We start from the raw sequence: 25,812 nt of genomic DNA, 5'->3' as shown, positions 1-25,812 counted from the left end.
TTTTTTTGTATATAGGTCAAATGTACAATTTTATTCAAATGTTTGTATCCCGTTTACGGGTAGACGATAATAATGACGGTTAAATTACATTCGACACGACATTAGCTGGTTTTTCGATAATTCCATATCGCCCAACCATTTAAGATGCCCGAAAACAGAAGCATGATCCCCATATGAGGCAGGATGTCTATCCAGCCACTTCCTTTCAAGATAATCATACGCATTACCGTTATCAGATAACTTACCGGGTTTAACCGGGATATCATTTTTGCCCAACCGGGCATGCTTTCGATTGTGGTAAATAAGCCACCCATGAGGATAAAGACCATCATAAAGAAGAACATGATAAACATCGCCTGTTGCTGGGTATCCGTGTAAGTGGATATCAGCAAGCCGAACCCTAATATTGCAAAGAGAAAAACCCAGATAAAACAATACATTGCAAGCAGGTTGCCTTGCAGAAAGATGCCATAAACGAGCCAGGATACCAGTAACCCCAATGTAAACACTACGTTTCCCAGTACCCAGAAAGGAATGAGTTTGCCAAGGATAAAGTGGTGTTTTTTAATCGGCGTGACGTTAATCTGCTCAATGGTGCCAATTTCTTTCTCCTTTACGATATTTAATGCGGACAGAAAACCGCCTACCATGGTAAGTAAAATCGCCAGGATTCCCGGTACCATGAAAAACTGGTAATTCAGTAATGGATTGAAGCGGTTGCTGGATACAATTTCAATGGCAGGCGATGCTTGGAAACGGGTAGGCGGGATCCATTCCATCCGGACATCCTGATTGTAATCGCGTATAATCCGGGTGAGATAGGCTCCACCTAAACCAGCTTTTGTGCCGTTAATAGCATTGACGGCAATATATAGTTGCTGTTTGCCTTCGCGGATCAGGTTACGTTCAAACCCTTGGGGTATCTCCAATATGAGGTCAGATTTGTCCTGTTCAATCAACGGATATGCTTCCTGGATCGACGGATGGTACCCCTGTAACCTAAAATAACCCGATGCCGTGATGGTTGAAATCAATTGCCTCGAGTAAGGTGAATGATCCTGATCTACGACGGAAAGGTTGATGTTTTTTACTTCGTAATCTGCAGCAAGCGGTAGAATGATCAACTGGACGATTGGCATTACCATAATTAGCACCAGGATTGCTTTATTCCTGAAGATCTGCTTGAATTCCTTTTGTAGCAAAAACTTAATGGTTTTCATATTGTTGCCCTTAGTTTTCCGTAATGGTTAGCTTATTACTGACAGTTATTCCAGCCGGATTTTAAAACTTCGCAGGCTGAGTAGAAAGAAAAACAGGGTAATCATAATCAGAATTAAGGTTTCTTTCCATATTCCTTCGAAACCGAGCCCTTTGATCATGATCGATTTAATGATGATGTAAAACCATTTGGCCGGTACCACATTGGAGATCAGCTGTAGAGGCAGGGGCATGTTCTCAATAGGGAACATAAAACCACTGAACATAATGGTCGGCAATAGCATACCCATCAGTGAAATAAGCATCGCTACCTGCTGGGATTTAGTTTTGATGGAAATGAAGATTCCCAGTGTCAGGCAAGTGATGATGAATAAGGTGCTTTCTGCCAACAGCAGCACCCAGCTGCCGGCTATTGGCAGGTCCAAAACGTACACGCTCATCAAGAGAATCGTCAGTACATTAACAAGTGATAGAATCAGGTATGGAACGGCTTTGGACAGAATAACCCACGTCGGTTTAAACGGTGACACAAGTAAAACTTCCATCGTCCCGGTTTCTTTCTCCCGCACAATGGATATGGCCGTCATCATGACAGAAACCAGCATAAGCACCAGCGCCATCACTCCGGGAACAAAATTAGGGGCACCCTTCAGCTGCGGGTTATATAACATGCGGATTTCGGGTATAATTTGGTAAGGCATCACCGCAGCACCTCCGGCTAACTCAGCCTGATAGTCCTGGATGATCGATGAAATATAGCTGGTTAGCGTGGTTGCTGTATTGGGATCGGAAGCATCAGCAATCACCTGTATCTGTGCGTGATGCTGGTGGAATAAGTCATTTTCAAAATGCCTTGGAAAAATAATAGCCAGTTTTATTTTACCCGATTTGAACGCATCCTCCATAAGGGAGTTGTCCATCACATCTTCCTGTATTTCGAAATAACCGCTGGCTGTTATGCGGCTGATCAGCTGCTGTGAGGCTTCGTCTTTCGCTTGGTCGAATACTGCGATACGGGCATTTTTGACTTCATTGGTTAAGGCGAATCCAAAGATGAGTATTTGTGCAAGTGGCATGCCAAACAGAATGAATAATGTCCGACGGTCGCGCAGTACATGATAAAATTCTTTTTTTACGAATGCAATAAACTGCTCCATTATGCTTCCCTTTTAGCTCCCCGGGCCAGTTGATAAAATACGCCGTCCATTGTTGTTTCATTCAGCTGTGTTTTTAGCTCCTGGGGTGTCCCTAAGGCTTCAATACTTCCGTCCACCATAATGGAGACGCGATTACAGTATTCTGCTTCATCCATATAATGGGTAGTAACAAATACAGTAATTCCGTTGCTTGCAGCTTCATAAATCAGCGTCCAGAATTGCCTCCGCGTCACCGGATCAACGCCGCCGGTCGGTTCATCCAGGAATACGATCTTCGGTTTATGTAGTACGGACACTGAAAAAGCCAGCTTTTGTTTCCAGCCGAGAGGTAACTCCCTGACCAGCGTCTTTGCTTCCGATTGCAACCCCAGTTGTGCAATCAACGCATCACTTTTCGTTTTTAACTCCTGATTATCCAATCCGTATATTCCACCGAAGAAATGGATGTTTTCTTTCACAGTGAGGTCTTCATATAATGAAAACTTCTGGCTCATATAACCGATTTGGCGTTTAATCTGCTCCGGTTGTCGATAGATGTCGAATCCGGCGACGGTAGCGTTTCCGGAAGAGGGTATGGATAATCCGCAAAGCATCCTCATTGCTGTGGTCTTACCGGCACCGTTTGCACCGAGAAAACCAAATATTTCTCCCTTGTATACTTCAAACGAGATTTGGTTGACAGCCACAAAGTCACCGAATTGTTTCGTTAGGTTTGCTGTCTTAATTACGGTTTCTCCGGAGTTCATGACGTAAGCATTTTAATAAAACAGTCTTCAATTGTAGGTGATATCGGTATCACCTCAATTCCTTTAAACCCTTCAGCGTCCAGAAAGCGAATCAGATCATCTTTTAGGCCATCTCCATTTATGTCCAGCGCATCCACATGAATATATTCGCCAAATAAATAACTATTGACCGAGGGCCGAAAAGTGGGTAGTATCTGGACGAGGCGTAGCATATCAGCTGCTTTCACCGCGTATAGTTGATCCGGGTAAGCTGCTATAATCTGCTGTGGAGTATCAACGGAAAGGATCTTCCCCTGCTGAATCAATGCGATCCGGTCGCATAACGATGCTTCATCCATATATGGTGTAGACACAACAATGGTAATACCTTGCCGTTTCAGCCGCCCAAGCATCTCCCAGAACTCCTTGCGTGAAACGGGATCTACACCGGTGGTGGGCTCATCAAGAAAAAGCACAGTAGGTTTGTGTATCAATGCGCAGCACAGGGCCAGCTTTTGTTTCATCCCTCCTGATAACTTGCCGGCCCGGCGTTTCTTGAAAGGAGCGATTTGCACGTAAATATCGGCTATAAGGTGATAGTTTTCCTCAACAGTCGTGTTAAATAATGTGGCAAAGAAATGGAGATTTTCTTCAATGCTTAAGTCCTGATACAGTGAAAATCTGCCCGGCATATAACCCACACTGCTTCTGATCTGCTGATAGTTTGTTACGATATTGTAGCCGTTTACAGTGGCCGTGCCGCTGTCGGGTAGCAATAACGTGGTTAGCATACGGAAAATGCTGCTTTTCCCTGCACCGTCCGGCCCGATGAGTCCAAATAATTCTCCCCGGTCCACCGTAAAAGACACGTCGTTTACGGCCTTTACGGCTCCGCCGTTGTATGTTTTCGAAATGTGATTTACGGCAATCATGTTTAACGATTTTTTAGATGATCCGGCACCACTGGCGGAATGTTCAACCATTTTACCTTTTAATTGATGGCGGTTATCGCTCATCGTCAGGGCCGCTAAACTTCACTTCTCCATACATGCCTATTTTCAGTAAACCATCATTTTTTATCCGGATTTTTGTAGCATATACCAGATTCTCCCGCTCGTCTTTGGTTTGAATGGTTTTTGGCGTAAACTCAGCCTTGTCACTGATCCATTCAATTACACCACGGTATTCGCGGTACTTGCCATCGGCTGCATCCACCAAAACAGTTACCTCCTGGTTAAGTCGAAGTTGTGGATATTGCACGCCTGTTATATATGCACGGAGAATAATAGTTGAGAGGTCAGCAATTTTATAAAGCGGTTTGCCCACCGTAGCCATTTCGTTGACCTCAGCATACTTCACCAGTACGGTGCCGTTTACAGGATTGACAATACGGGTTTTAGCCAGCAGATCTGCTAATTGCGCAATCTGTACGGTTAATGGATCTGCCTCCTTTGTAATACTGGATGATGTAATACCCAAAGTCGACTGTTGAGCGGAAATCTGCCGTTTAATAATGGCAACCTGTGTGCTTGCATCATCCAATTGCTTAGGGGTTGCGGCATCGGCCTTAACCATATTGGAAATCCGCTGCTGTTCGCGAATGGCATGCTGGAGTTGCGCCTGCAAAGCTGCCACCTGCGCTGCAACGTCGGGTCTTTTACTGAGCACTGCTTCCATCTGTGATTGAAGCTGGTGTTTTTGAAACACAAGTTGGCTGCTATCAATATAGCCGACTACCTGCCCTGAGCGTAATTCTTGTCCTTCTTGGATTTCCAGTGTTTTAATGACGCCATTCGCTTCTGCTGAAATAATCGTTTCCACGGCTTCAAAAGTACCCATTGCATCGTAGTCCGCTTGATCAGCTGTACATGAAGCGAATAAAAGCGCCAGCATAATTGTGTTTATCTTATTCATAGTGATGTTGATATGATCAGTTTCCGGATATATTTTTTATGCGGTACTGTGCAGCCAGCCATTGAATTTCATGCATGATTTTTGAAAGTTTGGCAGTGTCCTCCGCATTGACCTCACGCATGTATTCAGCTGTATTGATTACTCCATTCTCCAATTGTGCGAGTGCCGCCTGCTTAACCGAAGTTCGGAGTATAATAATAGCATCGTCTGTTTTCAGGAGCTGTTGGTATTTTGTTGCTTCTGCATTTTGTTGATGGAGCGACAGGTTGGTGTCAAATAAAAAAGCCGCTTTCTTCGTTTCGATACGCTGTGTTTTAATATGAAGTAATGCCCGTTCTTTTTTTAATGTATAAAAACCGGTCAGTGGGAAGGATAATCGAATACCAGTGTAGTAATATGCCTCAAAATCATTACTGAGCATGTTTAAGGCAGGCCGCCCCGCACCCCCCTGGAAAAATAAACTCAGTTTCGGTAAATTTTTTACAGTAAGCATGCGGTCCTCAATTTCGACTCCGCGCTGCTGTTGATTATACCATAGGAGTTCGGGCCGATTGATTCCCTGAGTTGGGACTGCGGCTTCGGGTTTCTCCAGTACAGTATGCTCGCTTAACGGTCGGTTGACAAATAAGCCGAGCATCTGTAAATAGGCCTTGCGTGTAGCCTGTAATTCAATGGCCTGCTGCTGGGTCCTGAGTAATTCGGCCTCCAATAAACTGCCATTACTTTTAAGCGCCATGCCGTTTGCAATAGCGGCATTGATCTTATCCAAGCCAGCTTGCACATCGCTTTTCAGTAGCCCGTTTTGGGCTATTTGCGCATTTAAGAGGAGAATGCCGAAAAATAGCTGATTAATGCGCTCCTTAATTTGATACAGTGCTACTTCCAGGGCTTGCTTCTCAATATCGGTACTGACTTCAATTGCGTCTTTTTGGAGTTTGGTGGCCCCACCGTCGTACAGGAGTTGATTTACTTCTCCGTAAATTTTATATTGGTCCTTACTCAGCTCGGGAATATCCATTCCGGGTAACTGCAACGGGATTTGAGTCACCGCAGACTGATACGTAGCCTGACCATTAATGGTGAGTTGTGGCAGGTAACCGGCATTTACCTTTTCGATGGAGTAAGCATTGCTTTGCGCAATCAGGTTCCGTTCCTTTACCATTGGATAGTTTGCTATGGCTAATGCCTGGGTTTCCTCGAGCGAAAGCGATTGCGTCTGCGCAAAGGCACTTGTATAGTAAACGATCAGGCTACAAATACTAAGTGATATATAGCGAAAGTTAATCATGCAGTTTATTATTTTGAATTAATCATTTGATTAACGTTTGGATAAAAAAAACGATTATGCGTTTAACATTGCTTCTACCCAAATTTTAATGTGGGTTTTCCGTTCATTCATTAACATGTGGATTTCCGCCGGTTTGACTCCGGTAATCAGTTGCAACAGGGGCTTGCCTATAAAAGGAAAGATGATCAATCCCAATATGTTGAAGACAAAATGGATGGGGTTTACATCCGGACGCCGTGCTTTTAGCTGTTTAAAAAATGCAGAATCGACAATCTTGGTTTTGGTGTTGATCAATGTGGCAAACTTAGCCGGATTTGTCTTGATCTCGCCCAGCACAAATAGCGGGATATCCGGGTTGGCCATTAGTGTATCAATATAATGTTCGGCTATCTGTTCCACTTTCTGTTCAATTGTCGTCTTCTCATCCATTAAAACGGGGGCAATCCGCCCGAGTAAAAGATGCATTTTCTCCAGAATAATTATTTCAAAAAGCTTTTCCTTGCTGCGGAAATAATAATTTAACAGCGCAAGGTTAATGCCCGCCTCGTCAGCGATATCCCGGGTACGCGTGGCGGCATATCCTTTCTGTGTGAATACCTTGCGCGCGGCTTCTTTTATCTTTTCTTCCGTGCTGAGGTCGGATTTACTTGTTTTTGCCATATACTGTAGGCAAAGGTAAATAAGAGTTTTTGTTTAACCAAGTATTTTAATCATATGATTAAATTTTATGTGCTGTTAATCGTATCATGAACCCAACGCCACCGGATCCAGTAACTGAAGCCAATCGATCTATTTCGTAAATCGATGACCACTTTTCAACCAAAACGGTGAAATAGATTGCTTTTTTCGGCCAGGTCAGAAGAATAACCACGCTACTGTATTCCGGATTGGTGAATATTATTTTGCTCAAGGGGCGCTCAAACAAGTTCGGGTTTCAATTGTTAACTATGCTGAATCATTTATTAAAAATACCATGGATACGACAGCCAAAGAAATATTCGAAGATGTTAAAGAACGGCTCATTGAGGCGAATGAAAACCGGAATATTGCGAAATCAGAACGCGTATTGTCGGTAGCAGCCGGTGCTTTTGTATGCTATACAGGAATGACTCTAATATTTAAGCGGCCATTAACGGCGCTAGCGGAATTGGCTGTGGGAAGCGCATTGATTTTGCGTGGAGCAACAGGATATTGCCCGGTCACTGATGCAGTAAATCACCGGGAAATCACCATCATTGAAGAGATCGTGGAAGAGCCCTAAATATATATTTCCCGAGTTCGGCTTATTACACATCCACCTGTTCCATTCACTTTCGCTATTATTGATATCCATAGTTTTTGCCGACTCGTTACCGAGCAATTTTTGATGTTCAGTTAATTTCCGCTATGCGGAATCTCAATACATTGGTTATTCCAGTCCGGAGATTCGCTAAACATTGGAAAGTTGCTGCTGAGGAAATCAGCATTTTGCTGAAAAAAATCAACAAACCGGCCGTCGATGATGGGGTCCGTTCGCGGTGGAGCACGGCAATTTGACGATCTAAGAGGTAATAGTTTCAATTCTTATACCACACCGTGTGCAGTTTTAACGCATAAGGAGCGATATAGCTAATCGCCTTGCGCTGTAAATAACCGATAAGGCACGGTGTTTGCAGTTCAGCCGTGTTAAACCATCGCTGTCGGCAAACGATACAAGCGCAGCGCATTATCAGCACCGGGCGTCAGTATCCGGGTGAACTATCGGCTAAACTATGCAAACAGGGAATGATAAGTTGTCCATAAAGCCCGGCAATCGGACAAGGCAGATTTTCTCGGGGTCTATATGGGGTATCCTGGCTAAAATCACGGATGCCCTGGCCAAATTTATCACCATACCTATTTTGGTCAGCTTTTATGGTAAAGCAGATTACGGCTTAATTGCACTTGCTTTTTCGCTTAACGCGTATTTACGTCTCATGGATTTGGGGTTTAACGTGGGCGCAGTTCGGTATTTTTCAATGTGGGTGGAAAGTGGAGAACTGGAGAAAGTAGGAGCAGTGTCACGGTCCAGTATCATTTTTTATGGCGTGGTTGGCCTAGTTAACGCATTCATATTTGTGGTGATGGCTGATTTTGGTCCGGATTTATTCAACATAACCGCTAACCAGGTGCCAATATACCGGGAGATCATGTATATATTGGCCTTTTCAACGGTATTGAACTGGCTTGCTAATGTCGCCGTACAATTACTAAGTGCCAAGGATGAACTCGGTTATATCAATCGCGTCCTGTTGCTTAGCAGTGTATTTAATTTCGGAGTAGCCCTGCTTGCTATTTATTTTCAATGGTCATTGATTACCTATTTTATATATTATACCTTATCCACACTGATTCCCATCCCGTTTTATATTTGGCGGCTACGCGTTTTTCAGCTACCTGTACACACATTAATTACACCGAGATGGCATGGTGCGGCATTTAAGGAGATATTGAATTATAGCTTGGCTATTTTTGTCATGGGGTTATTTCAGCTTACCGCCAATAACCTGCGGCCATTGCTGCTTGCTAAATTCGCTGACGGCACTGAAGTGCTGACTGATTATCGGGTTATTCAGACGATCGCCATGCTAATTGTAGCGTTTGGAGGAGTTTTCATGCAGGTATTGCTTCCATCGTCCGCAAAAATCCACGCGCAGGGCGATCATAACCGGATAGAACGCTTGATGTTTGAAGCGACGAAATACATCTCCATTTTTCTGGCTTTGATGGTCTTTGGGTTGATATTGAATGCAAATGACATCCTGCGGCTATACATGGGCGATGATTATGGACACCTAACCGTCTGGCTGTCGCTGTGGCTGCTGACGGTTTTATTGTCTATGCACAACACACCAGTCGCCAGTATGGTGCTGTCCACAGGAAAAACACGCTTTTTGGTTTATTCATCGGCTACAGCCTGCCTCTTGTCCCTGCCGATTACCGTGATGTTCGCCACACGTTTTCAGGTAGGGGCGGCAGTCATTGGTTATCTGGTGTATATGGTCCTGCAGATTGGATTTTTTTATGCTTATTATATTCCGAAGGTTTTAAGGCTGGATGGTTTCAGGCTTTTTACAAAGGCCTTTCTTCCTGCGGCAATTGGGGGTGGGCTGTGCATGCTGGTTACCCGTTATGTGACTGGATACCTGCCAGCACCCACCGGATATGGCCTGTTGATTTTGAATTCTGCTATTTTTGTATTGTTGTACGCCGTTTACCTGTCTGTGTTTGTTATTAAAATGGCGGATATCCACTACCTTAAAAGGGTACTAATTAGTGAAAAATAATGCCCCAGTTTTCGATTTGCATACCAGCATATAAAAGTCGCTTTTTAGCGGAATGCATCCAGAGCATTTTACAGCAATCGGTTGGCGATTTCGAACTGATCATTTTAAATGATTGTTCGCCCCAACCGGTGAGGCAGATTGTTGAGGGGTTTACAGATACCCGTATCCGCTATTTTGAAAATGAGGAAAATGTAGGGGCATCGCAGCTCACCGCTAATTGGAACAGGTGCCTTTCTCTGGCTGAAGGTGCTTTTACGATGATTATGGGCGACGATGATCGGCTGGGGCAGGATTACCTGGAAGTGTTTTCCGAACTGATAGCAGTTAATCCGGAGTTGGATGTTTACCATTGCCGGAGCGTCGTCATCGATGAAACTGGTCAACCCATTGAACTGACTCCCGCCTGGCCGGCCTACGAGCGGGTGTGCGATAGTATTTGGCACCGGCTGCGTCAATTACGCGCACAATATATTTCTGATTTTGTATATCGGACAGACGCACTTCGTCGAAGGGGAGGTTTTTATTCATTACCGCTGGCTTGGGGTTCAGATGATATAACGGCGTTTCTTGCATCCCATGAAAAGGGTATAGCTCACACCAATAAGCCACTCTTTCATTACAGAAGCAATAGCCTCTCCATCACATCATCCGGCAATGATCTGGAGAAAATGCAGGCTAATATGCAATACGCACAGTGGCTTAGCGAGTTTTTAAAGACTTATCAGCCACATCCAGATGAAGCGATTGTTTACCATACGCTGTTAGCGCAACAGGTTGCGCTGATGCGGGAACGGAAACGATATACGTTGATGCTTTCCATGCGGGAGTCCCCGGTGCGTAAAATAGGGATGTGGCTAAAGAACCGGAAAACATTCGGATTGACTTATCGCGACCTGCTGCTAGCCGTGGCAAAATCCATCGGACGGAAAAAACAAAATTAAATCGCCATGGATATTATTTTCAACCCACCCGTCAATAGTGAAAACCAGTACATCCGTTTAATAGTAGATGAATTAAAGGCCAAAGGTTATCGAATACATGCCCTGGACAACTTTTTTTCCAGTTTTGGGCATTTTAAGTCCATCAGACTGGTACACCTAAACTGGTTTGAAAATATTGACGACAGCAATTTCTTTACTGCATTAAAAAGTTTCTTTCGTAAAATGGTTGTGCTGATAGCCATCCGGCTAAGTGGAAAACCACTGGTGTGGACTATGCATAACCGTACATCGCATGAAAAAGGAAAGGCTTTTTTTAGTCGGATCCTAGTGTATTTTCTGCTGCGATGGACCCGCCGGATTGTTATCCATACGCATCAATCGGAACATATGCTCGCAAACATCAACAGTAAAAGGGCCCGGAAGACAGTATACATCCCACACCCTAATTTTATCGGTGTATATGGTGATATTATTTCGCCGGTAACGCCAGTTGTTCCACAGCTGCACCTGTTGTTTACGGGTATGGTAAAGCCGTATAAAAATCTGGAAATGCTGATCGAGGTTGTCCAGCAATTTCATGACGAAGTACAACTGGTTATCGCGGGTCGGGCAACTGACCCGGTTTATCAGAAACAGGTTGCGAAACAAGCAGCATCAGCCGGGAATGTGAAACTCCTCCCTTATTTTATCCCTGATGAAAAACTTGCAGGCTTGATCACGAAAGCGGATGTATTGGTGCTTCCGTATGATTTGGAAAGCAGTTTGAATTCGGGGACTGCTATCCTTGCGTTTTCATTAAAAAAGACCGTGATATGCCCGGAAATCGGCACCATCACAGACCTGGGCATGTTGCAGGATAGGGTATTTCATTACCGATATGGAAATGCTGCGGAACATCGTGGAGCGTTGACCAACCAAATTGCCGGAGCGCTGTTACTAAAACAGGAAAATCCATTAAAGTTGCAGGAAATGGGAACCCGGTTATATGATCATGTTGAGAAAGTACACGACCGGCACTCCATAGGCATGCAATTGGACCATATTTATCGCGCATTGATCAGAAAAGAAGTAATGAAGACCACATAGGCTATCCGTGATATGAAAATACTCTATATTAATGTGCTGTATAGTCCTTATGTGGCAGGAGGAGCGGAAATCTCCCTCAAATTAATCGTGGAAAGTATGCAGGCGAGAGGACACGATGTAGCAGTGTTAAGCCTGGCACCGCGGGAAGGTATTCACAGCGAACAGGTAGACGGTGTCCGGGTATACCGTGCTGGCTTGCGGAACTACTATTGGCCGTTTTCGCAGGAACGTCCAGGTGCGTTCAGGCGACTGGCTTGGCACCTGCGCGACCGATATAATGCTGCGATCGGGTCGGATATTGAACATGTACTCCAGATCGAGCGGCCGGATGTGGTATCGTGCCATAACCTGGTCGGCTGGTCTGTCGCCGTGTGGGATGAAGTTGCCAGGGCCAATATCCCATTCGTTCAGGTGTTGCATGATATGTATTTGATGTGTGCCAATAGCAACATGTATAAAGAAGAGGGGGTCTGCCACGGGCAATGTTTCCGTTGCCGCGTGCTCCGTACCGGCCATGAGCGTCGGTCGCTGCAGGCAAGTGCTGTGGTGGGTATCAGTCGAAACATACTGGACCGGTTTACGGCCGCTGGGTATTTTGCGGGAGTACCCCGCCATGTCATTTATAATGCGCGCCGTATCCCCACCGCTTCCGGCACGCGTAAACGTGAACCTGGTTCACCACTGAAAATCGGTTATATCGGCACACTCTCGTTGATTAAAGGGGTGGAGTGGTTAATCACCCAGTTTCGAAAGTCCAGGATTGAGGGGAGTCTGCATATTGCGGGCCGGGGTCAGGCGGAATATGTACGCCACCTGGAAAACCTGGTGGCGACCGACCCACGCATCACATTTGCCGGATACGTGGACGCCGCGGATTTTTATGCAGGCATCGACCTGCTTGTAGTGCCGTCATGCTGGGAAGAGCCACTTGGTATGGTTGCTGTTGAGGGTTTGGCAAATAATTTGCCCGTTATAGCCAGTAACCGTGGTGGATTACCAGAAACGGTTATCCACGGTGTAAACGGTTTGTTATGCGAGCCCAACGAGCCCGATTCGCTCGGTGAGGCGTTAACCACGCTGTGGCAGGATAATGTATTGTATAATCAGCTTTCTCAGTGTGCGAGGCAATCTATCGCACCATTGCTTAATCCGGATCGGATGGCGGGCGAATATGAAGCGGTATTACAAGCAGCGATAAAGAAATAAAACGGATGCATAACATCATCGAAAAATACAAAGGCAATATGGCTGAAGCACTATGCTGTTTTTCCATTGTGTCCGTTTTTATCCCCATCAAAATTTATCCATTAGTCTTTCTGCTGGCTGCATTATGCTTTTATATCGATACACCCAGGCTGCTACGCCATTACTGGGTGTTTTTTTTAGCTTTATTTACTGCTTACGCCGGATGGATTTTTTTGACTGATTTACCTGCAAACCATACCGAAATTATCAATTTTCTTAAGCTGCCGATAAACTTTAGCTTCCTCTATTTTGCCGCTGGATGGGTGACGCAACGGGATAATACGGCCCTGATCCGCCGTATTGATCTTACGCTGCATGTGGTATTGGCGTTGACACTCATTCAACTGCTTGTTTATCACGAAGCAACTGGTTTCCAATGGATTGCTGGTAGCTCTACGTCGGCCAAGGGCAGTGCCCTATACCGGCCGGTGCTCTATTTCTGGGGGTTGATTGATAAGAATATGTTTGGTGCACGCATTGCCTTACTGGGGTTCATCTATTTACTGGTGCCGGTAATCCGACAACACCGTATCCTTTGGTGGCGGATCCTGTTGGTATTCCTGTTGGCCTGGCTATCACTTTCACGGACTCCGGTAGTCGCGTTGCTCATTGGGGTCTACGGTCTGTTGTGGTTGGTGTTTTCTGTTCGATGGCGAATAATGCTGGTCGTGGTTGCACTTTTGGCCACACCTTTCGTTGCACAAAAGGTAATACGGATAGACACGATAACCGCTTCGAATGACGGCATGGGTGTGCGGGTGGAATATTGGAAAACATTCATTGAACATTTTACAGAAATTTCCCCGTTGGGGAATGGTTTTATGAGCGGCAGCGCCTTTCTCAGCCAATACGCACGGTTTTACCATGGAGAGCCGCATATTCATAATACATTCATGAGTTGCTATTTGGATTTTGGCATCATCGGACTACTTTCCTATGGCTTATTCCTTTATTTCTTTTATCGTTTTTGTTTAAAACAACAGCCGGGGAAATCGTTTTGGTGGATCGCTTTTGCCCCGTTACTGGCCATCATGATGATCCTGTATTCTGGCTACGATAATGATATTATATTATACCTGGTGTTAATTCTGCTGCTCGGAAGTTCGCGGGCGATTAACTTTAAACAGGTTGAACAACGTGTGATAGCGATATGATTAAACGGATATTGATTGATAAAAGATGGGATGGTGATACCGGCATCGGTAAACTGTATCGCGAAGTAATGGCACGCATGCCTGTGCATGTTGTTCCCTCATTCATACAGGTTGAGGTGGGACTGGGGAACATGCTGACGCCAGTAATACTTGCCAATGAAATCCGTAAAACTCCGGCGGATGTATTTTATAGCCCCTCGTTTATGCCCCCCTTGTATAGCCGTATACCATTTGTGCTAACCATACACGACCTGATGCATTTATTTTACTATACGAAATGGCATCGGATTTACTATAAGCAGGTCATTGCCAGATGTGCAGCAAAAGCAAAACAGATCATTACGGTGTCCCATTTCAGTAAGCAGCAACTCATTGAATTATTAGGTCTACCGGATCATTTAATTACGGTAATTTACAATGGAGTAGACGAAAATTTCCGGGAAAATACGGTTGCATATTTTAGCGGCCGTCCCTATTTTCTGTATGTGGGCAACCGCCGGAAAAATAAAAACCTGCTGGCTATGTTAAGCGCCTTTGCCCGTGCAGTTATTCCTGATGAATTCATGTTTTTTCTTTCGGGCGAAACGGAACCGGCATTAGCCGTCCATATCGGCAAGCTTGGCATTGCGCATCGGGTACGTTTTTTGGGATATATTCCCGAGCAGGATCTTCCTGCACTTTACAAAGGCGCCTTTGCGACACTGTATGTTTCGCTTATGGAAGGTTTCGGTTTACCGGTTATTGAATCTATGGCTTCCGGTACACCGGTAATTACTGCAAGTACAAGTGCGCTGCCGGAAATATCGGGGGGAGCCGCACTGTGTGTTGATCCGAAGAATGTTTCAGCGATCACACATGGGATCGAAACCCTGGTAAATGAAAAAACGATATACCAGCACTATGTTCAGCTCGGTTATCATCGTGCGGCGGAGTTTTCCTGGGATAAAACGGCAATGAAAACGTGGGACACTATTTTGGCAACACCTTAAAATATCGAATCATGAGCTATCAGCTGGCGTTTTTATCAAAAACCGTGTTTTTTACTGTCATGGTGCTGGGACAACTTATGGCTGGTTGTGACCAACGTGGAGTAAACAACGTGGCAAAGGCAGCTGGAGTTGGCCAAATCGTAGATGTAGGTGATTATGGTGCAGAAGGCGATGGTCGCACCGATGACACCAAGGCCATACAGGCCGCCATTAATGCCGCTAATGCCGGAGATACGGTCGTCATTCCACAGGGTACATTCTTGATACAGACCATTCGTCTGCGCTCCAATGTTCACCTAAAAGGGATAGGCACCTTAAAGCAATTGACACCAAAAGACGATGAAGATTATACACTTCAGCGGCAGCACTCCAAATGGCCATTGATCAGGGCACATCGTGTATCCGACATCGATCTATCTTTTCGTGCAGAAACAATGAACGAGGCTATTTATGTGTCAACGAGCGAGAACATCAGCATTCGTAACAGCTACATCGTTGGTGATTCTTCGAAATTGCGGTCGTTCCCGGGTATCTTGCTGTATCAATGCAATAATTGCCGGGTAAGCGATACTGAAATCAGTAATTATGGGAAAGCAAGGCAGTCTGCGTCCAGTTACCAACCCGGAACGGGAATCCGTGTACTCGCCAGCGAATACGTAACATTAAGCCAGAATAATATTCATCATAATGGGGAAAACGGGATTTTTATACATGCAACTTCAGGAGTGACGGTAGATCGTAACCGTATCCATCACAATGGCATGAGTGCAATACAAATCGCTTTTGGCAGCGCTGCGCTGGAAAAAGATTTCGCGATTACCAACAACCGGTTTGAATACAACGCTGCGGATGCAATTGACATAAACAATCGAACAGCCCACCAGGCGATACCTATAAATGGCTTGATCGCATCTAATTACAGTACAGATAACGGGTTTGTCGACGGGCAAAGCACACCTGATGGGTCGGGTATCGCCACCCTGATTAATGTAAGCGATGTGGTCATTCGCAACAACAGATCGGTTAAGAACAACCGGCCTGCCCTCTACCTTGAAAATTGCGGCGAGATTGATTTTAACAATAATTATACAGACGGAACGATCGAAATTGTTCACCGGTTTGCGGATATCAACCTGCGGCAAAGTACCTTCGGAAACCTGCTATTATTGGCTAATGCAAACGGCGAATCATTGTTTTTAGAGCAAAATACGGTGAACAGGGTGTCATTGCCTACCGGTATTCAGGTAGACTCACTGGTCTTTGTCGGCAATCAGATTAAAAGCGGGCCGGTCCATTTCAATTTGTCTGGTCACATCCGGTTCGAAAACAATACGCTGCACAGTGAAGATCCTTTGGGGGCACTGTTGGTAGTCAATGCTTCCAGTACCACCATCCGGAACAACCGCATTCACAGCACGGGAGGGTCGGCTATTACGACACGCAAAAGTGCCGGGCATGTACAGATCGACAGTAATATGGTGGAATCCAGGAACGCATGTGTTTTTGACGATGGGTCGCCAGGGATGAAAGTAACGAACAATACATTTGTGGCGTTGCCGGGTGGCGAACTGCAACGTACGTTTATGAGTCGTAACCCGAATGGACTGCTGCTGGAAAATAATGAACATCGCGCGGGCAAACAGGATAACTCCATCCGCTTAACCGGCAGGGGCACCGCACGGATTGTGCGGGAAAAAATAGTGACCGGTTATCCGGATTACGGATCCGTGGAAGTCATTGAAGAATGAACACAATGTATTTTTGATTTTGACGACGGTTAATATATACATCCCCACATTCAATGCGGGAAGCCGCTGGAAAGCGGTGCTACAGGCGGTGAATCGCCAAACTTATCCAATAAATTGCAACATACTGGTCGATTCGGGTTCGTCGGATAATACCGTGGCAGCGGCCCGGGATGCCGGTTTTCAGGTTCTTAGGGTAGACAGCGCCGATTTTGATCACGGAGGGACACGCCAATTTGCTGTTGAACAGTATCCGGAAGCGGATATTTATGTTTTTTTTACGCAGGATGCCGTCCCGGCTAATGCCGATACATTAACTCATATTGTCCAGGTATTTGACGATCCGGAAGTCGGAATCGCCTATGGTAGACAGCTCCCCAATCCGGATGCTACTGTGCTCGAAGCGCATGCGCGTTTATATAACTATTCTCCAAAAGGCTATGTACGGCAACTGCGCGATGCCGATCAGTATGGTGTTAAAACTATTTTTTGCTCCAACTCATTTGCCGCTTACCGCCGGACCGCCTTCGAAAGTGTTGGCGGATTTCCGAAAAACACCATTATGGGCGAAGATGTGATCACCGCCGGCAACCTGGTGCGGAAAGGGTGGAAGATCGCCTACGCGGCGGCAGCCTGTGTATACCATTCACATGATTATACTCTGGGTCAGGAATTCGCACGTTATTTTGATATTGGTGTTTTCCATCGTTTGACACCCTGGATCATTGATACTTTCGGCCATGCCAATAGAGAAGGGCTGAAATACGCGAAATCGGAGATCAACTACGTTGGTCGGCATAACCCCCTGTTATTACCCAAAGTCGGCTGTTCTTTTTTTGCAAAATGGTTCGGATACCAACTTGGACTACGGTACCGGATGTTACCCCTGAACCTTCGACGTACTTTTTCCATGCATAAGCGATATTGGGATAAGTCATTGTAATTTCCCAGCTACCTTTGCGTTGCCCTGATTGTGGAAATTTTCCCCACGTTTCCCCCTGTTTTTATCGACTATAACCCCCTTACTGCCCATTTTGGACGCTCATTGCCTTTTTACAAACATGGCACTTTATTGGTTGTTGAAACAGTATTGAATTATTGAAGAACTATGATAAGGGAAGAGCAAATACAGGAAATAACGTACCCCGGAGATAACAATATGTTACTGCATGGTGGGGTATCGCTGCAGGGGAGCATTGACGATTTCTTTACTTATCAACCAGCCTTCCGCGTCAATCTGCAGTCTATAAAAAAGCGGATTTTAGTGCATCAGGAAACTGTATTCATTAAACGGGTATTTGATGTTGTTTTTTCTTCATTGGTGATCATTGCTGGCCTTCCGGTATTTTTGGTACTGATGCTCATCACTAAGCTGACGTCACGTGGCCCGGTTTTCTATAAGCAGGAACGCATTGGTAAGGAAGGAAGACCTTTTTTTATCTATAAGTTCAGGAGCATGCGTCCCGATGCCGAAAAGAACGGTCCGCAATTGGCGTCCGATCACGACCCGAGGGTGACAAAATGGGGCCGGTTCATGCGCAGGACCCACCTGGATGAATTACCACAGTTCTGGAATGTGTTAAAAGGCGATATGGCTGTTGTAGGGCCGCGTCCTGAACGGGAGTATTTTATTAATGAAATAGCAAAACGGGCTCCAGCCTACCGGGAATTATTCCGTATTAAACCAGGTATTACTTCCATAGGACAGGTTACGTATGGGTATGCGGAAACCGTCGACCAAATGTGTGACCGGATGGTTTTTGATTTGGAATATCTTTCCAAAATGGGGCTTCGAGCAGACTTGAATATTATTTTTCAGACGGTCAGGGTAATGACCCAGGGGAAAGGTCAATAAAAGAACCGGTAAAATCAGGAAAAATCAAAAAAATCAGTCAATTGGCTGATTTTTTTGCATTTAGTCTGGATGCTTCGCCGGATGCTTCGCCACGTATCAGCTCGCGGAATTCAGGTCTAAAACCAAATACCCATTGCTTAATATATCCACGTTTTCCGTATTAAACCCCGATGATGTCGCGTTATCTGGATAGATAAACAGCTGGTCATGCTCCACATCGAAAATGATAGATATTACTTTATTACCTTTCGTTTCGATCATTATCTTCTGCGCCCCCTTTGCGACACCTATGTTGATGGGTTTGTTAAGCATCTCTTTTATTGTTGTTTATAGGAAAAGCGGCTACAATAAAGATGCCATTTGTTAAGCATACATGAGGCATAAGTACCTCGTGCTGTAAAAATTGGGAAAACGGCATTCAGGGATTATTTTTGGGAGCTGCCAAAGATTACAGAACAGAACGCTCGAAATCCACCGGGTTTGTTGAAGAACAGGGGCGGATTGCCAATTATTAAGGGCATTTCATCAAACCGAATTACGGGTAGCAGTATATAAAAAAAGGCCGTAAAGGCCTTTTTAGTGTTCCCGAAGGGATTCGAACCCCTATCTTCAGAACCGGAATCTGAAATTCTATCCATTGAACTACGGGAACGGGATTGCAAAGATATGATTTGTCTGCGTTAATTCATATAAATTTTCATTTGGCGTAAAAATCGGCAGGCGAGATTATCCGTAGGGTATTTCGCCAATGCGGTGCACGCTATACATTAAAGCGGAAATGCATAATGTCACCGTCCTGCACGATATAGGCTTTGCCTTCCACACTCAGTTTGCCGGCCTCTTTTACAGCAGCCTCTGAACCGAAATTAACGAAATCTTCGAATTTGATAACCTCTGCACGGATGAACCCTTTTTCAAAGTCGGTATGGATTACCCCGGCGGCCTGCGGCGCAGTAAACCCTTTTTCAATTGTCCATGCACGGACTTCCTGTACGCCAGCCGTAAAGTAGGTGGCTAGATCCAACAGTTTATAGGCTGCACGGATCAGTTTATTGACACCGGATTCCGTCAGGCCCAGGTCTTCCAGGAAAAGCTGCCGTTCTTCATAACTGTCCAGCTGCGCGATTTCCGACTCGATCTGTGCTGAGATCACCAGTACTTCGGCATTTTCTTCTTTCACCGTTTCACGGACCCGGTCCACATAGCTATTGCCCGTATTTACCGACGCTTCATCCACATTACATACATAGAGGACCGGTTTTACGGTAAGCAGAGCCAAATCAGCAATAAATTCAAAGTCTTCTTCTGTAATCGGTGCTGTACGCGCGGATTTCCCGGATGCTAAGTGCTGATTGACCACACTGAGTATTTCGTAAGTGCGCTTCGCATCCTTGTCGCCTCCTGTCTTGGCCATCTTTTCTACTTTCTGGATGCGTTTAATAACTGTATCCAGGTCTTTTAACTGCAATTCCGTATCTATGATTTCTTTGTCGCGTACCGGGTCTACCGATCCGTCGACGTGCACCACATTGCCATCATCAAAACAACGGAGCACGTGAATGATGGCATCCGTATTACGGATATTTCCAAGGAACTGATTTCCCAGTCCTTCACCTTTACTGGCTCCTTTTACCAACCCTGCGATATCCACGATTTCAATCGTATTCGGAACCACACGCTGCGGCTTCACGAGATCCGTCAGGGTATTCAATCGGGCATCAGGCACCGTGATCACGCCAACATTCGGCTCAATCGTGCAAAATGGAAAGTTGGCTGCCTGCGCCTTAGCATTGGAAAGACAATTAAATAACGTGGATTTGCCTACATTAGGTAAGCCTACAATACCGCACTGTAATGCCATGGATTCATCTGTTTGTTTAAATTGCCGCAAAGATAAAAATATCGCGCGAACAAATCCGTATCTTTGGATATCGCAGCGGAAATCAAACCGCCGGCTGTATCCAGGTATCAAAAGACGCGACACAATTGGAATCAGGAAAAATGAATGGAGAGGCATATGATGTTCGGATTTCGAAGAAGAAGCCGATATATCCGGTAACTTCCGGGCTGCGTAAATACCTGCGTACCTACCAACGGGATGCACGGATGCCCATTAGTTATGACGATCTGATGGAATTTTATGAGACATCGCCGGTGATTGATAAAAACGGTAAAGACACGCTGTGGGAAACCCCGCTTTATCCGCCGCATATACAGGAAAATCTTTATAATGGCTTAAAAATCCTTTATGCCAAGCTCAAAGCATCGGGGAATATACGTATTGTAGAGCATAAATATATCGACCGGGTAGAGTATTGCGCATTTGGCAATAGCCATCCGTTCCGGATCAGAATAGTTAATCGGCTTAATGATGTCTATGACTATTTTTATGTGAAACAGGCAGATGCTTCGCGGATATATGGACTGGAACTCGAGCAGATCATTTCACCCAATCCGGTTAACTACATCGTGGACGGGCAGACATTAGTGGAAGAGCATATCGTCGGTATACCGGGCGACGTATTTACACAGTCACTGATCAATAACCCCGATTATAACCCAAAGCGCATCGCCAAGGAATTTGTGAAATTTAATGAACGATGCATGATTACATTGTTGGGTGATATGCGTGCTTATAATTTTGTCGTTCAGATTACGCCTGATTTTGATGATTTCCAGTTCCGCATCCGGGCCATCGATTTTGATCAGCAGTTTTATGAGGGCAATCCCAAAATATACATGCCCCAATTTTTTAAAGATAACCTGCCTTATGTACAGCTATGCATGGAACACCTCACAGCGACGACGGTGTTGCAGTACCAGCAGGAAGAACGGTCTTCTATTGTGCACCGGGTCCGTAGCGAGCGTCATCGGATAGCCGCACTGCGGGATGTTTCGAATACAGAGGAATTGTCTACCGCCGTCCATGTTAAGCAATTACGCGAAGGATATGCCGATTTTTATCGGAATGAGCATTACTTCGGTTGCCGTACGATGACGGATATTATCGAAATGAATGTGAAAAATGTGATCCGACAGGTAAAAAGCTGATTATTTTAACCGATCTGCATTGTCCTTTACAAACGCCTCCCAGCCTGTATAACTCTTTTTACCCGCCGGTGCATGCACCTGGAATGCATGGCATACCGCTACCGCAAGACCGTCTGTCGCATCGAGGAATTGCGGACTTTCCTCAAATTTCAACAGTGTCTTTAACATTGCGGCAACCTGTTCCTTTGTGGCGTTGCCGTTGCCGGTGACCGACTGTTTGATTTTCCGTGGAGCGTATTCAAAAATAGGAATGCTGTTATTGAGGGCCGCCGCCATGGCTACACCCTGTGCACGTCCCAGTTTAAGCATAACCTGGATGTTTTTTCCGTAAAAAGGAGCCTCCAGTGCCATGCAATCTGGTTTATATTGCGCGATCAGCGCACTGGTTTTTTGGAAAATACGCTGTAATTTAAGTCCGTGGTCATCAAGGTGACCAAGCTTGATTACACCAAGGCTGATCAAGGTGAGGGTACTTCCTACCTCCTTTAATACACCATATCCCAATACCACTGTTCCCGGGTCGATACCCAGGATAATTCGTTCGCTTGCCTTGGTTGTGCGCATGGTACAATATTACGGTTTTCATTTGAACCTATTGGCTCCGCAATGGAAAGTTTGGCGAAAGTTGTTCTACCTTCCCAGGAGGGGACAAATGCCGCATTCCATAAAAAATTAGTAACATTGCACGTTAAAACACTGGGTTTGACCAACAGGGCAAAAAGGATAGTAGGTATTGTTATTAAGATTACCATTCTACTACTGGTGGCTTGGGTACTTTATCATAAACTCAATAACCATCAAAATTTAATGGAATTCAATCGGTTAATGCGTAACCTCGGTGCCGGCACCGTAGCCATCACATTAACGATCGTTGTTGTGCTCATGTTTGTCAACTGGATTTTGGAGGCGGTAAAATGGAAATACCTATGCCGTTATATTGAACGGATCAGTCTTTGGCAATCCATTCAGGCTGTTTTCTGTGGGCTCACCTGGGCTGCCTTTACACCCAATCGGATCGGTGAATACGGGGGCCGGGTCATGTTCCTCAAACCCCGTAAACGTATTTTTGGTGTGGTAGCCATGGGCGTTGGTGCATTGGCACAGCTCGTGCTGACCAGCGTGGCTGGATCTTTGAGTATCGCCTGGTTTACCGTTCGTTTTTTTGATATTGGATGGTGGGGCGAGATCGGAATGTGGGTGCTGGCGATCAGCTATGCGGGAATTTTCCTGCTGCTGTATTTTAACGTAAGGTGGATCGACCGGCTGATCCGGCATATCGGTTTCATGAAGCGGTTTTATCGTTTCTTTGAGTTGCTGAACCGCTACGACCGTCGCGAATTAACCATCATTTTTCTTCAGTCTCTCGGACGTTTTGTGGTGTTTACTTCACAGTACTGCATCCTGATGCTGGTGCTTATTCCCAGTATTGATTTTGTTCCGATGCTGTTGATGATCTTCATTCTGTTTTTTGTGCAGGCGGCCCTCCCCACACTGGACCTATTCGATTTTGGCCTGCGAAGCGTGACGGCAAGTTACCTGTATAGCCACATCACCGACCACGACATTGCGGTGATGGCTATCGCTTCGTGTATTTGGTTCATAAATCTTATATTGCCTGCCATTTTAGGCTCGGTATTCGTTTTAAAAATTAACTTCTTTGGCAATACAACTCATTAGCACCTTACTTGCTGTATTTGCAGTGGTGTACATGGTATTGGTCTGTTACATGCGTAGGGGATGGCACATTTTATCCGGCGTCGCCACACAGCAGGAGTCCGGCACGGCTGTAACAGTTAGCATTTTGATCGCAGCCCGCAATGAAGAAGCCAACATCGCACATACACTCACGGATATCCTGGCACAGGAATTCCCAAAAGAACTGCTGGAGATCATTGTAATAGACGATCATTCCACGGACAATACATCGGCCATCGTTCAGTCCTTTGCCGGGCAGGGCGTGAAATTGCTTAAAATGAATGAATCGAGGCCGTTGAATTCATACAAGAAAAAAGCGATCACGGAAGCGATTGCCATGGCTAAGGGCGATGTGATCGTAACCACTGATGCCGATTGCCGGATGGGACCGAAGTGGTTGGCTACCGTCATCCATTATATGGAAAGCCACCAACATTTTCTGGTGTCTTCTCCCGTCGCCTACTCGGAAGAACGCAGCTTTTTCGAAACGCTGCAGACACTGGAGTTCCTTTATCTCATCGGATTGGGTGCAGCAGGTATAGGTAATGGTTATCCATCCACATGTAACGGCGCCAATCTTGCTTACCGCCGGACAGTATTCCATGACCTTGGCGGATTTAACGGCATTGACCGGCTGGCATCCGGTGACGATGAATTATTCCTGCATAAAGTAACTGCAAAATACCCCGGACGGATCGGGTTCTGCAAGTCGCGCCAGGCCATTGTATATACCGCCGCGAAAAGCAACCTGCGGGAATTTATTAGCCAACGGAAGCGGTGGGCCTCAAAAAGCACACATTACAAAAATAAGGGAATTGTTGCATTGGGAGTTGCCATATGGCTGTTCAACCTACTGCTATTGCTGGCTGGAGTGGGCAGTTTCTTTATAGGCAGCCTGTTCAGTGTATTTATCGTCGCTTTTGGGTCGAAATTACTGGTCGAACTGATTTTTCTTTACCCATTATGCCGTTTCATGGAACGGGTTTCTTTACTCTGGTACCTTCCTGTGCTCTCGCTGCTGCACATTATCTACATGGTTTATATCGGTTTAGCCGGAAACGTCGGGAAATACGAATGGAAAGGCCGATACGTGAAATAAGATGACGTGTGTTATCGGATTTTACTCCGGATACGCGCCTCGGCCTGCGCTACCACATCTTCCGGAGGCTGTCCCTGGGGATCGATAGGGGGTAATACTTCCCATGACATGTTGATAAACGTGTTAAGCGGGAAAAATCCGTAACGTACCATCTGCCAGGAGTTATTGATGGCAACCGGTACGATCAACGCATGGGGTACTTTCTTTAGTATCGTGGCAATACCACCTACATTAAAGGGTTTTACCTTTCCTGTCTTAGCCCGGGTACCTTCGGGAAAAATAAAAGCCGACCAATTTTTATTTTTCATGTTGTTGGCCAGCTTAAGAATTTCTGAAATGGACTGCTTGGGGTCTTTTCGGTTAATATTGGCGGCTCCCCCGTGCCGTAAATTGAATGAAATGCTGGGAATGCCCTTAGCCAGCTCAATCTTTGATATGAATTTTGCATGATGCTTCCGCAAAAAATAAATCAATGGCGGGATATCATACATGCTCTGGTGGTTGGCTACGAAAATCAGCGGCCGGTTTACCGGCAGCTGCTGTTTATTGATAAACTTCACCGTATTGCCCAATACATAATAGCTGGTAACCAGGCAAAAATTGAGCATGTCAACCGATTTTTTGTGTGCTCCATACCCCCCTAATTTCAGGCATAGCCATTGTATCGGATGGAAGACAACAATAATTATCCCGAATAAAAGGTAATGTACCGGTGAAAGTAGATAGCCCAGAAATTTTCTCATGTATACTAAAAATATGAGGTGATCGGTAAAGGCTGTAAAGATATCATTTATGTTTGTTTGGCCAATATCCAAACTTACCGCAGCGCTTCCTCCGCAAAACGCTGCCGGGTATATGCACCTGGGATCGCATGGTCACCTTCCCGGAAGTCAAAATGCACAACCCGGATGCCGGGCAGCTCCGTATAAGCATAAGTGGCCTCAAGCAGGTACATGGTCGCGCCAGAAGAACCCATTTGCTGCGTGAGGTATTCGGCGTCAGCAATCCGGACATAGGCAGTGTCATTCGATACCCGGTCCATACGCAATTGGATTTCCGGATATGCGAGCGCCAATCGCCGGGTCAGCGTATCAATGTTTAATCCAGTACGGTCAAAATCGGGGTTCGCCTGTGCATCCAGCTGATCGGTACGGTCATTGAATACGGCGGTATAGGGCAGGGCCGGGGCGGGGGCGGGAAGGGTTGGTGGTGTTTCCGTGGGTTCGGCAACGGCACTGTCGGCCGTATCATCCGCAGCGGTATGGCTGGCTTCGTTACGGCATGCCGAGATTGCAGCTATCAGGGTAATCAATGCCATAAGTAACGGCCGGTTGGACCTTTTCAT

General features: G+C 45.6%; 24 protein-coding genes and 1 tRNA gene. 13 read left to right on the top strand and 12 right to left on the bottom strand.

Annotated features, from left to right (window positions below; genetic code table 11):
* Nucleotides 1-101: 101 nt before the first annotated feature.
* The 7 genes from NEV57_RS10090 to NEV57_RS10060 are packed head-to-tail and all read right to left on the bottom strand — an operon-like array spanning nt 102 to nt 6,962.
* Nucleotides 102-1,220 carry an ABC transporter permease gene (locus NEV57_RS10090; RefSeq protein WP_257658201.1) on the bottom strand — a complete coding sequence of 373 codons (1,119 nt, stop codon included), beginning with the start codon at nt 1,218-1,220 and terminating at the stop codon, nt 102-104.
* A 45-nt stretch (nt 1,221-1,265) separates the two neighbouring features.
* On the bottom strand, nt 1,266-2,375 hold the full coding sequence (locus NEV57_RS10085; RefSeq protein WP_257658200.1) for an ABC transporter permease: 1,110 nt from the start codon (nt 2,373-2,375) through the stop codon (nt 1,266-1,268).
* On the bottom strand, nt 2,375-3,121 hold the full coding sequence (locus tag NEV57_RS10080; protein WP_257658199.1) for an ABC transporter ATP-binding protein: 747 nt from the start codon (nt 3,119-3,121) through the stop codon (nt 2,375-2,377). Before NEV57_RS10080 ends, NEV57_RS10085 begins: the two co-directional genes overlap by 1 nt.
* Nucleotides 3,118-4,083: an ABC transporter ATP-binding protein gene (locus NEV57_RS10075; protein WP_257658198.1), complete on the bottom strand. Its 966-nt coding sequence runs from the start codon at nt 4,081-4,083 to the stop codon at nt 3,118-3,120. Before NEV57_RS10075 ends, NEV57_RS10080 begins: the two co-directional genes overlap by 4 nt.
* Nucleotides 4,084-4,105: 22 nt before the next feature.
* Nucleotides 4,106-5,014 (bottom strand): HlyD family secretion protein, encoded by a 909-nt coding sequence (locus NEV57_RS10070; RefSeq protein WP_257658197.1) that lies wholly within the window; start codon nt 5,012-5,014, stop codon nt 4,106-4,108.
* A 16-nt stretch (nt 5,015-5,030) separates the two neighbouring features.
* Nucleotides 5,031-6,302 (bottom strand): TolC family protein, encoded by a 1,272-nt coding sequence (locus NEV57_RS10065; protein WP_257658196.1) that lies wholly within the window; start codon nt 6,300-6,302, stop codon nt 5,031-5,033.
* Between the two features lie 54 nt (nt 6,303-6,356).
* Nucleotides 6,357-6,962 carry a TetR/AcrR family transcriptional regulator gene (locus tag NEV57_RS10060; RefSeq protein WP_257658195.1) on the bottom strand — a complete coding sequence of 202 codons (606 nt, stop codon included), beginning with the start codon at nt 6,960-6,962 and terminating at the stop codon, nt 6,357-6,359.
* Between the two features lie 313 nt (nt 6,963-7,275).
* Here NEV57_RS10060 and NEV57_RS10055 point away from each other — a divergent pair, with 313 nt between their 5' ends.
* From NEV57_RS10055 to NEV57_RS10010, 10 genes are all read left to right on the top strand, one after another.
* Nucleotides 7,276-7,563: a YgaP family membrane protein gene (locus NEV57_RS10055; protein ID WP_257658194.1), complete on the top strand. Its 288-nt coding sequence runs from the start codon at nt 7,276-7,278 to the stop codon at nt 7,561-7,563.
* A gap of 490 nt (nt 7,564-8,053) precedes the next feature.
* Complete coding sequence (locus NEV57_RS10050; RefSeq protein ID WP_257658193.1) at nt 8,054-9,607, top strand: lipopolysaccharide biosynthesis protein; 1,554 nt, start codon at nt 8,054-8,056, stop codon at nt 9,605-9,607.
* Nucleotides 9,607-10,548 carry a glycosyltransferase family 2 protein gene (locus NEV57_RS10045; protein ID WP_257658192.1) on the top strand — a complete coding sequence of 314 codons (942 nt, stop codon included), beginning with the start codon at nt 9,607-9,609 and terminating at the stop codon, nt 10,546-10,548. The genes NEV57_RS10050 and NEV57_RS10045 overlap by 1 nt, the downstream gene beginning before the upstream one ends.
* A 6-nt stretch (nt 10,549-10,554) precedes the next feature.
* Nucleotides 10,555-11,634, top strand: coding sequence for a glycosyltransferase (locus NEV57_RS10040; protein WP_257658191.1), 1,080 nt, complete (start codon nt 10,555-10,557; stop codon nt 11,632-11,634).
* Between the two features lie 12 nt (nt 11,635-11,646).
* Complete coding sequence (locus tag NEV57_RS10035; protein WP_257658190.1) at nt 11,647-12,840, top strand: glycosyltransferase family 4 protein; 1,194 nt, start codon at nt 11,647-11,649, stop codon at nt 12,838-12,840.
* 5 nt (nt 12,841-12,845) lie between these two features.
* Nucleotides 12,846-14,033 (top strand): O-antigen ligase family protein, encoded by a 1,188-nt coding sequence (locus tag NEV57_RS10030; RefSeq protein ID WP_257658189.1) that lies wholly within the window; start codon nt 12,846-12,848, stop codon nt 14,031-14,033.
* Nucleotides 14,030-15,022: a glycosyltransferase family 4 protein gene (locus NEV57_RS10025; RefSeq protein ID WP_257658188.1), complete on the top strand. Its 993-nt coding sequence runs from the start codon at nt 14,030-14,032 to the stop codon at nt 15,020-15,022. Before NEV57_RS10030 ends, NEV57_RS10025 begins: the two co-directional genes overlap by 4 nt.
* An 11-nt stretch (nt 15,023-15,033) precedes the next feature.
* Entirely contained in the window at nt 15,034-16,770 is a 1,737-nt protein-coding gene (locus tag NEV57_RS10020) for a right-handed parallel beta-helix repeat-containing protein (RefSeq protein ID WP_257658187.1), read from the top strand.
* A gap of 19 nt (nt 16,771-16,789) precedes the next feature.
* Nucleotides 16,790-17,710, top strand: coding sequence for a glycosyltransferase family 2 protein (locus NEV57_RS10015; RefSeq protein WP_257658186.1), 921 nt, complete (start codon nt 16,790-16,792; stop codon nt 17,708-17,710).
* A gap of 165 nt (nt 17,711-17,875) precedes the next feature.
* On the top strand, nt 17,876-18,622 hold the full coding sequence (locus NEV57_RS10010) for a sugar transferase (protein WP_257658185.1): 747 nt from the start codon (nt 17,876-17,878) through the stop codon (nt 18,620-18,622).
* 580 nt (nt 18,623-19,202) lie between these two features.
* On the opposite strand, the gene NEV57_RS10005 is transcribed toward NEV57_RS10010, so the two are convergent.
* Both NEV57_RS10005 and ychF read right to left on the bottom strand, forming a co-directional pair.
* A tRNA-Arg gene (locus tag NEV57_RS10005) sits at nt 19,203-19,274 on the bottom strand.
* 108 nt (nt 19,275-19,382) lie between these two features.
* Nucleotides 19,383-20,483: a redox-regulated ATPase YchF gene (gene ychF, locus NEV57_RS10000; RefSeq protein ID WP_257658184.1), complete on the bottom strand. Its 1,101-nt coding sequence runs from the start codon at nt 20,481-20,483 to the stop codon at nt 19,383-19,385.
* 140 nt (nt 20,484-20,623) lie between these two features.
* On the opposite strand from ychF, the gene NEV57_RS09995 reads away from it, so the two are divergent.
* A complete protein-coding gene (locus tag NEV57_RS09995) occupies nt 20,624-21,673 on the top strand; it encodes a hypothetical protein (protein WP_257658183.1) in 1,050 nt (349 codons plus the stop codon).
* Here the strand turns inward: NEV57_RS09995 and ruvC are convergent, their stop codons facing one another.
* Nucleotides 21,674-22,237, bottom strand: coding sequence for a crossover junction endodeoxyribonuclease RuvC (ruvC, locus tag NEV57_RS09990; protein ID WP_257658182.1), 564 nt, complete (start codon nt 22,235-22,237; stop codon nt 21,674-21,676).
* Nucleotides 22,238-22,480: 243 nt separating this feature from the next.
* On the opposite strand from ruvC, the gene NEV57_RS09985 reads away from it, so the two are divergent.
* Complete coding sequence (locus NEV57_RS09985; RefSeq protein WP_372340073.1) at nt 22,481-23,350, top strand: hypothetical protein; 870 nt, start codon at nt 22,481-22,483, stop codon at nt 23,348-23,350.
* Nucleotides 23,331-24,467 (top strand): glycosyltransferase family 2 protein, encoded by a 1,137-nt coding sequence (locus NEV57_RS09980; protein ID WP_257658181.1) that lies wholly within the window; start codon nt 23,331-23,333, stop codon nt 24,465-24,467. The genes NEV57_RS09985 and NEV57_RS09980 overlap by 20 nt, the downstream gene beginning before the upstream one ends.
* A gap of 11 nt (nt 24,468-24,478) precedes the next feature.
* On the opposite strand, the gene NEV57_RS09975 is transcribed toward NEV57_RS09980, so the two are convergent.
* Complete coding sequence (locus NEV57_RS09975) at nt 24,479-25,210, bottom strand: lysophospholipid acyltransferase family protein (RefSeq protein ID WP_257658180.1); 732 nt, start codon at nt 25,208-25,210, stop codon at nt 24,479-24,481.
* Nucleotides 25,211-25,284: 74 nt separating this feature from the next.
* Nucleotides 25,285-25,812 carry a hypothetical protein gene (locus tag NEV57_RS09970; protein WP_257658179.1) on the bottom strand — a complete coding sequence of 176 codons (528 nt, stop codon included), beginning with the start codon at nt 25,810-25,812 and terminating at the stop codon, nt 25,285-25,287.

The sequence above is a fragment of the Parapedobacter lycopersici genome (genome assembly GCF_024643285.1).
Lineage (GTDB): Bacteria > Bacteroidota > Bacteroidia > Sphingobacteriales > Sphingobacteriaceae > Parapedobacter > Parapedobacter lycopersici.
This window is presented reverse-complemented; position numbering and strand designations above follow the sequence as displayed.

Coding starts and splice junctions, on each gene's coding strand:
- NEV57_RS10080 (WP_257658199.1), bottom strand. CDS start 3,121: ATGAACTCCGGAGAAACCGTAATTAAGACAGCAAACCTAACGAAACAA.
- ychF (WP_257658184.1), bottom strand. CDS start 20,483: ATGGCATTACAGTGCGGTATTGTAGGCTTACCTAATGTAGGCAAATCC.
- ruvC (WP_257658182.1), bottom strand. CDS start 22,237: ATGCGCACAACCAAGGCAAGCGAACGAATTATCCTGGGTATCGACCCG.
- NEV57_RS10065 (WP_257658196.1), bottom strand. CDS start 6,302: ATGATTAACTTTCGCTATATATCACTTAGTATTTGTAGCCTGATCGTT.
- NEV57_RS10055 (WP_257658194.1), top strand. CDS start 7,276: ATGGATACGACAGCCAAAGAAATATTCGAAGATGTTAAAGAACGGCTC.
- NEV57_RS10060 (WP_257658195.1), bottom strand. CDS start 6,962: ATGGCAAAAACAAGTAAATCCGACCTCAGCACGGAAGAAAAGATAAAA.
- NEV57_RS10030 (WP_257658189.1), top strand. CDS start 12,846: ATGCATAACATCATCGAAAAATACAAAGGCAATATGGCTGAAGCACTA.
- NEV57_RS10075 (WP_257658198.1), bottom strand. CDS start 4,083: ATGGTTGAACATTCCGCCAGTGGTGCCGGATCATCTAAAAAATCGTTA.
- NEV57_RS09985 (WP_372340073.1), top strand. CDS start 22,481: ATGGAATTCAATCGGTTAATGCGTAACCTCGGTGCCGGCACCGTAGCC.
- NEV57_RS10050 (WP_257658193.1), top strand. CDS start 8,054: ATGCAAACAGGGAATGATAAGTTGTCCATAAAGCCCGGCAATCGGACA.
- NEV57_RS09970 (WP_257658179.1), bottom strand. CDS start 25,812: ATGAAAAGGTCCAACCGGCCGTTACTTATGGCATTGATTACCCTGATA.
- NEV57_RS10020 (WP_257658187.1), top strand. CDS start 15,034: ATGAGCTATCAGCTGGCGTTTTTATCAAAAACCGTGTTTTTTACTGTC.
- NEV57_RS09975 (WP_257658180.1), bottom strand. CDS start 25,210: ATGAGAAAATTTCTGGGCTATCTACTTTCACCGGTACATTACCTTTTA.
- NEV57_RS10040 (WP_257658191.1), top strand. CDS start 10,555: ATGGATATTATTTTCAACCCACCCGTCAATAGTGAAAACCAGTACATC.
- NEV57_RS09995 (WP_257658183.1), top strand. CDS start 20,624: ATGAATGGAGAGGCATATGATGTTCGGATTTCGAAGAAGAAGCCGATA.
- NEV57_RS10025 (WP_257658188.1), top strand. CDS start 14,030: ATGATTAAACGGATATTGATTGATAAAAGATGGGATGGTGATACCGGC.
- NEV57_RS10035 (WP_257658190.1), top strand. CDS start 11,647: ATGAAAATACTCTATATTAATGTGCTGTATAGTCCTTATGTGGCAGGA.
- NEV57_RS10085 (WP_257658200.1), bottom strand. CDS start 2,375: ATGGAGCAGTTTATTGCATTCGTAAAAAAAGAATTTTATCATGTACTG.
- NEV57_RS10090 (WP_257658201.1), bottom strand. CDS start 1,220: ATGAAAACCATTAAGTTTTTGCTACAAAAGGAATTCAAGCAGATCTTC.
- NEV57_RS10045 (WP_257658192.1), top strand. CDS start 9,607: ATGCCCCAGTTTTCGATTTGCATACCAGCATATAAAAGTCGCTTTTTA.
- NEV57_RS10010 (WP_257658185.1), top strand. CDS start 17,876: ATGATAAGGGAAGAGCAAATACAGGAAATAACGTACCCCGGAGATAAC.
- NEV57_RS10070 (WP_257658197.1), bottom strand. CDS start 5,014: ATGAATAAGATAAACACAATTATGCTGGCGCTTTTATTCGCTTCATGT.